Genomic DNA, 6,815 nt, shown 5'->3' on the forward strand with positions numbered 1-6,815 from the left:
CCTGGACACCACCCACCGGATGCGGGATAACAAGCTTCATACAGTATTCGTCGACTGTATGCAATGTACCGCGAGCCGCCCCAACCCCCTACGAAGGGACAGGACTTCGCCATGCCCGACGACACCCAGGACGTGATCTCCGGTGGTCATCTCGTAGCCAAGGCGCTGAAGGCCGAGGGGGTCGACCGCATCTACACGCTGTGCGGCGGCCACATCATCGACATCTACGACGGCTGCGTCGACGAGGGCATCGAGGTCGTCGACGTCCGCCACGAGCAGGTCGCCGCCCACGCCGCCGACGGCTACGCGCGCCTCACCGGCAGGCCCGGCTGCGCCGTGGTCACCGCGGGCCCGGGGACGACCGACGCCGTCACCGGTGTTGCCAACGCCTTCCGCGCGGAGTCCCCGATGCTGCTGATCGGCGGCCAAGGGGCCCTCACCCAGCACAAGATGGGGTCCCTGCAGGATCTGCCGCACGTCGACATGATGACGCCGATCACCAAGTTCGCGGCGGCCGTGCCCGACACGGCGCGCGCGGCGGACATGGTGTCCATGGCGTTCCGCGAGTGCTACCACGGCGCGCCCGGCCCCTCCTTCCTGGAGATCCCGCGCGACGTGCTGGACGCCAAGGTCCCGGTGTCGAAGGCCCGGGTGCCGCGCGCCGGGGCCTACCGGGCCTCCACCCGCTCGGCCGGCGATCCCGAGGCGATCGAGAAGCTCGCCGACCTGCTGGTGCACGCCGAGAAGCCGGCCATCCTGCTCGGCAGCCAGGTCTGGACGACCCGGGGCACCGAAGCCGCCGTCGAGCTGGTGCGCGCCCTGAACGTCCCCGCGTACATGAACGGCGCCGGCCGCGGCACCCTGCCGCCCGGCGACCCGCACCACTTCCAGCTCTCCCGGCGGTACGCCTTCTCCCACGCCGACGTCATCGTCATCGTCGGCACCCCCTTCGACTTCCGCATGGGCTACGGCAAGCGGCTGTCGCCGGACGCGACCGTCGTGCAGATCGACCTCGACTACCGCACGGTCGGCAAGAACCGCGACATCGACCTCGGCATCGTCGGCGACGCCGGACTGGTGCTGAAGTCGGTGGCCGAGGCGGCCTCCGGACGCGTCAACGACGGCGCCTCCAGGCGCAAGGAGTGGCTGGACGAACTGCGCGCGGCCGAGCAGACCGCCTTGGAGAAGCGGCTGCCGAGCCTGAGGTCCGACGCCTCGCCCATCCACCCGTACCGACTGGTCGGCGAGATCAACGACTTCCTCACCGAGGACTCGATCTACATCGGCGACGGCGGCGACATCGTCACCTTCTCCGGGCAGGTCGTGCAGCCCAAGTCGCCCGGCCACTGGATGGACCCCGGCCCTCTCGGCACGCTCGGTGTCGGCGTCCCCTTCGTCCTCGCGGCCAAGCAGGCGCGGCCCGACAAGGAGGTCGTCGCGCTGTTCGGCGACGGCGCGTTCTCGCTCACGGGCTGGGACTTCGAGACCCTCGTCCGCTACGACCTGCCCTTCGTCGGCATCGTCGGCAACAACTCCTCGATGAACCAGATCCGTTACGGCCAGGCCGCCAAGTACGGCAAGGAGCGCGAGCGGGTCGGCAACACCCTCGGCGACGTCCACTACGACAAGTTCGCGCAGATGCTCGGCGGTCACGGCGAGGAGGTCCGCGACCCCGCCGACATCGGCCCCGCCCTCCGGCGCGCCCGCGAGTCCGGCAAGCCGTCACTGATCAACGTCTGGGTCGACCCCGACGCGTACGCCCCCGGAACCATGAACCAGACCATGTACAAGTGAGGTGCCCTCGATGACAGGAACCAAGGCCCTCGACGGCGTCCGCGTCCTGGACATGACCCACGTCCAGTCCGGACCGTCGGCGACCCAGCTGCTCGCCTGGCTCGGCGCGGACGTCGTCAAACTGGAGGCGCCGACCGGCGACATCACGCGCAAGCAGCTGCGCGACCTGCCGGACGTCGACTCCCTCTACTTCACGATGCTCAACTGCAACAAGCGGAGCATCACCCTCAACACCAAGACCGAACGCGGCCAGGAGATCCTCACCGAGCTGATCCGCCGCTCCGACGTGATGGTGGAGAACTTCGGCCCGGGCGCCGTCGACCGGATGGGCTTCACCTGGGACCGCATCCAGGAGATCAACCCGCGCATCGTCTACGCCTCCATCAAGGGCTTCGGCGAGGGCCCGTACACCGGTTTCAAGGCGTACGAGGTCGTCGCGCAGGCCATGGGCGGGTCGATGTCGACCACCGGCTTCGAGGACGGACCGCCGCTGGCGACGGGCGCCCAGATCGGCGACTCGGGCACGGGCGTGCACGCCGTGGCGGGCATCCTCGCCGCGCTCTACCAGCGGGAGCACACCGGGCGCGGGCAGCGGGTCAACGTGGCCATGCAGCACGCCGTGCTGAACCTCTGCCGGGTCAAGCTGCGGGACCAGCAGCGCCTGGCGCACGGGCCGCTCGCCGAGTACCCCAACGAGGACTTCGGCGACGAGGTCCCCCGGTCCGGGAACGCCTCCGGCGGCGGCCAGCCCGGCTGGGCGGTCAAGTGCGCGCCGGGCGGGCCGAACGACTACGTGTACGTCATCGTGCAGCCGGTCGGCTGGCGCCCGATCAGCGCGCTCATCGGCCGGCCCGAACTGGCCGACGACCCCGAGTGGGCCACGCCCGAGGCGCGGCTGCCCAAGCTCGGCAAGCTGTTCCAGCTGATCGAGGAGTGGTCCTCGACGCTGCCCAAGTGGGAGGTGCTGGAGCGGCTCAACGCGCACGACATCCCGTGCGGGCCGATCCTGTCGACCCGGGAGATCATCGAGGACCGGTCCCTGGTGGCCAACGAGATGGTCGTCACCGTGCCCCACCCCGAGCGCGGCGAGTTCGTCACCGTCGGCAGCCCCCTGAAGCTGTCGGACTCCCCGGTGGAGGTGACCGCCTCACCGCTCCTCGGCGAGCACAACGAAGAGGTCTACGTCGGCGAACTCGGCCTCGGCGATGAGGAAGTGCGCCTGCTCAAGTCGAACGGGGTGATCTGACGTGATGACCGAAGACCGCCTCGCCCGCGTGCGGTCCGTGCTGGACTCCGTACGGGCGGAGGGCCGGACCGCGCTGACCGCGCCCGAGGGCAAGGTGATCGCCGACGCGTACGGCATCGCCGTCCCCGGCGAGGAACTGGCCACCGACGTCGAGGAGGCCGTGGCGTACGCGGCGCGCTTCGGCGGGCCGGTCGTGATGAAGATCGTCTCGCCGGACATCCTGCACAAGACCGACGCCGGCGGTGTGGTCGTCGGGGTCGAGGGGGCGGCGGACGTACGGGCCGCGTTCCACCGCATCGTCGAGAACGCGCGTGCCTACGACGCGGACGCGCGCATCGCGGGTGTGCAGGTGCAGGAGCTGCTGCCGCAGGGCCGGGAGGTCATCGTCGGGGCGGTGACCGACCCGACGTTCGGGAAGGTGGCGGCCTTCGGGCTCGGCGGGGTGCTCGTCGAGGTGCTCAAGGACGTCACCTTCCGGCTGGCGCCGGTGGACGCCGACGAGGCGCTGTCGATGCTGGACTCCATCCGCTCGGCGGAGATCTTGCGCGGGGTGCGCGGCCAGGCGGGCGTGGACCGGTGGGCCGTCGCCGAGCAGATCCGGCGTGTGTCCCAACTCGTCGCGGACTTCCCCGAGATCGCCGAGGTGGACCTCAATCCGGTGATCGCGACGGCGGAGGGGGCCGTCGCGGCCGACATCCGGGTGATCCTCGCCGAGTCGCAGCCGGCGCCGCGCCGGACGTACACGCGCGAGGAGATCCTCACCTCGATGCGCCGGCTGATGCAGCCCGGCTCGGTGGCCGTGATCGGTGCCTCCAACGAGCAGGGGAAGATCGGCAATTCGGTGATGCGCAACCTCCTGGACGGGGGGTTCGCGGGCGAGATCCACCCGGTGAACCCCAAGGCCGATGACATCCTGGGCCGCAGGGCGTACAAGAGTGTCACGGACGTTCCCGGTGAGGTGGATGTGGCGGTCTTCGCGATCCCCGCCAGGTTCGTGGCCTCGGCCCTGGAGGAGGTGGGACGCAAGAAGATCCCGAACGCCGTGCTGATCCCCTCGGGGTTCGCCGAGACCGGCGAGCACGAACTCCAGGCGGAGATCGTGTCGATCGCCGAGCGGCACGGCGTGCGGCTGCTGGGGCCGAACATCTACGGCTACTACTCGACCTGGCAGGACCTGTGCGCCACGTTCTGCACGCCGTACGACGTCAAGGGCGGGGTGGCGCTGACCTCGCAGTCGGGCGGCATCGGGATGGCCATCCTCGGTTTCGCGCGGACGACGAAGACGGGTGTGTCGGCGATCGTCGGGCTCGGCAACAAGTCGGACCTGGACGAGGACGACCTGCTGACCTGGTTCGGCGAGGACCCGCACACCGACTGCATCGCGATGCACCTGGAGGACCTCAAGGACGGGCGCGCCTTCGTCGAGGCCGCCCGGGCGACCGTCCCGAAGAAGCCGGTGATCGTGTTGAAGGCCGGGCGGACGGCGGCCGGTGCCAAGGCGGCCGGCTCGCACACCGGCGCCCTGGCCGGCGACGACGCCGTGTACGACGACATCCTGCGGCAGGCCGGGGTGATCCGGGCCCCGGGGCTGAACGACATGCTGGAGTACGCGCGCGCGTTGCCGGTGCTTCCCGCACCCCAGGGCGGCAACGTCGTGATCATCACGGGCGCGGGCGGCAGCGGGGTGCTGCTCTCCGACGCGGTGACGGACAACGGTCTGTCCCTGATGGAGATCCCGCCCGACCTGGACGAGGCGTTCCGTGAGTTCATCCCGCCCTTCGGGGCCGCGGGCAACCCGGTGGACATCACCGGGGGTGAACCGCCGTCGACGTACGAGGCGACGATCCGGCTGGGGCTGGAGGATCCGCGCATCCACGCGCTGGTGCTCGGCTACTGGCACACGATCGTCACTCCCCCGATGGTCTTCGCCGAGCTCACCGCGCGCGTGGTGGCCGAGTTCCGGGAGCGCGGGATCGAGAAGCCCGTGGTGGCGTCGCTCGCGGGCGACGTGGAGGTCGAGGAGGCCTGCCAGTACCTCTTCGAACGCGGGGTCGTGGCGTACCCGTACACGACCGAGAAGCCGGTGGCCGTGCTCGGTGCGAAGTACCGCTGGGCGCGGGAGGCGGGGCTGCTGGGGGGCGGTATATGAGGTGAGGCAGCGGGGGGCCGGCCGACGGTGCGCGTCGGCCGGCCCCGGGACCCGCACGCGCACGAAAGGCATGGGACAGGGGGCGCTGGCCAGATCTTTCGACGCAAGGGGTGCGACACGACATGACAACGACCGATCTGCCCACCACGGTTCCCCACCGGGAGGTCACCGACGCGAACGGCCGCGTCTACCGGCTCGGTGAGACCGACATCGACATCATGGGGCGCAAGCGCAAGTGGATGGTGATCCTGCCCTGGATCGGCATGATGGGCATCTCCTCCGCCGAGTACGCGTTCGCGTCCGCCGAGGACACGCTGCACGAGGCACACCACTGGTCCAGCGGCAGCATCTACTGGATGATGACCACCTGGATCTTCTGCCAGGCCGCGGTCGCCTTCCCCGCCGGGCGGCTGCGCGAGAACGGAAAGCTGCCCGCGCGCTGGGCGATGATGCTGGGTTCGGCCGGCACGCTGCTGGGTTATCTGTCGCTGGCGTTCGCGCCGCATGTCGCGCTCGCCTTCATCGGGTTCGGCGTCTTCAGCGGCATGGGCGCGGGCATGGTGTACGCGACGTGCGTCAACATGGTCGGCAAGTGGTACCCGGAGCGCAGGGGCGGCAAGACCGGCTTCGTCAACGGCGGCTTCGCCTACGGCTCGGTGCCCTTCGTCTTCATCTTCCACGGCTACATGGACGGCTCCAACTTCCGCTGGGTGCTGGTCTCGGCGGGTGTGTTCCTGGCCGCGATCGTGGCTGTCGCCGGCTTCTACTTCCGGGACCCGCCGAAGAACTGGTGGCCGGCCTCCGTCGACCCGCTGAACCCGCCGGACGATCCGCGCGCCCGGCGCTCGCTGGAGAAGAACCCCCCGGCCACCAAGCAGTACAGCCCGCTGGAGGCCTGGCGGACCGGCCGGGTGGCGCTGATGTGGTTCTGTCTCGCCTGCACCTCCGGCGTGAACATCTTCGGCATCGCCTTCCAGGTCGACATCGGTGAGGAGGCGGGCTTCGCGGCGGGCGTCGTGGCCACCGCGATGTCGCTGAAGGCGATCGTCAACGGCACCGGCCGCGGCGTCATCGGCTGGCTGTCCGACCTGTACGGCCGCAAGCAGTGCCTGCTCTACGTGTGCGCGATCCTGGGTCTCGCCCAGTTCGGCATCATCTGGTCGGCCGAGATCGGGAACCTGCCGCTGTTCCTGTTCTTCTCCGCCGTCTCCGGCTTCGGCGGCGGGGCCATCTTCCCGATGTTCGCGGCGATGACGGCGGACTACTTCGGCGAGAACAACAACGCCACCAACTACGGCATGGTCTACAGCTCCAAGCTCGTCTCCGGACTGGGCGCGGGCATGGGAGCCGTGGTCGTCGGCGCCTGGGGCTACAACGGTGCCTTCACCCTGGCCGGCTGCATCTCGCTGTTCGCCGGCTGCGTGGCGCTGTTCCTGCACCCGCCGGGACGGTCCAAGGACCGGCGCGTGACGCCCAATCCGCGTCCGCTCGGGGAGGAGTGACCCGGCGAGGCCGGGTCGGCACGGTCCGGGGGGGGGCCCCCCCGCCGGCCGGGGGGGGGGGCCCCCCCCCGGGGGGCGGCGCGCCGGGCCGCGGCGCGCGCGGGCCCGCGGGTGGGTGGTGGGT

4 protein-coding genes are annotated in these 6,815 nt (G+C 70.4%); all 4 read left to right on the forward strand.

Translation table 11 applies throughout. From position 1 onward, the window contains the following. The first annotated feature begins 111 nt into the window (after positions 1-111). Positions 112-1,794: a thiamine pyrophosphate-binding protein gene (locus tag ACH4C6_RS17205; protein WP_398109399.1), complete on the forward strand. Its 1,683-nt coding sequence runs from the start codon at positions 112-114 to the stop codon at positions 1,792-1,794. A 10-nt stretch (positions 1,795-1,804) separates the two neighbouring features. Next, positions 1,805-3,040 carry a formyl-CoA transferase gene (gene frc / locus ACH4C6_RS17210; RefSeq protein ID WP_398109400.1) on the forward strand — a complete coding sequence of 412 codons (1,236 nt, stop codon included), beginning with the start codon at positions 1,805-1,807 and terminating at the stop codon, positions 3,038-3,040. A gap of 4 nt (positions 3,041-3,044) precedes the next feature. Next, positions 3,045-5,189 carry an acetate--CoA ligase family protein gene (locus ACH4C6_RS17215; protein WP_398109401.1) on the forward strand — a complete coding sequence of 715 codons (2,145 nt, stop codon included), beginning with the start codon at positions 3,045-3,047 and terminating at the stop codon, positions 5,187-5,189. Positions 5,190-5,311: 122 nt separating this feature from the next. Continuing rightward, complete coding sequence (locus ACH4C6_RS17220) at positions 5,312-6,691, forward strand: OFA family MFS transporter (protein WP_398109402.1); 1,380 nt, start codon at positions 5,312-5,314, stop codon at positions 6,689-6,691. The last annotated feature ends 124 nt before the right edge of the window (positions 6,692-6,815 follow it).

It is taken from the genome of Streptomyces sp. NPDC017943 (genome assembly GCF_044328425.1).
GTDB lineage: Bacteria > Actinomycetota > Actinomycetes > Streptomycetales > Streptomycetaceae > Streptomyces > Streptomyces djakartensis_A.

What these genes read in the sequence shown, in the direction of transcription:
- frc (WP_398109400.1), top strand. Translation starts at nt 1,805, where the DNA reads ATGACAGGAACCAAGGCCCTCGACGGCGTCCGCGTCCTGGACATGACC.
- ACH4C6_RS17205 (WP_398109399.1), top strand. Translation starts at nt 112, where the DNA reads ATGCCCGACGACACCCAGGACGTGATCTCCGGTGGTCATCTCGTAGCC.
- ACH4C6_RS17220 (WP_398109402.1), top strand. Translation starts at nt 5,312, where the DNA reads ATGACAACGACCGATCTGCCCACCACGGTTCCCCACCGGGAGGTCACC.
- ACH4C6_RS17215 (WP_398109401.1), top strand. Translation starts at nt 3,045, where the DNA reads ATGACCGAAGACCGCCTCGCCCGCGTGCGGTCCGTGCTGGACTCCGTA.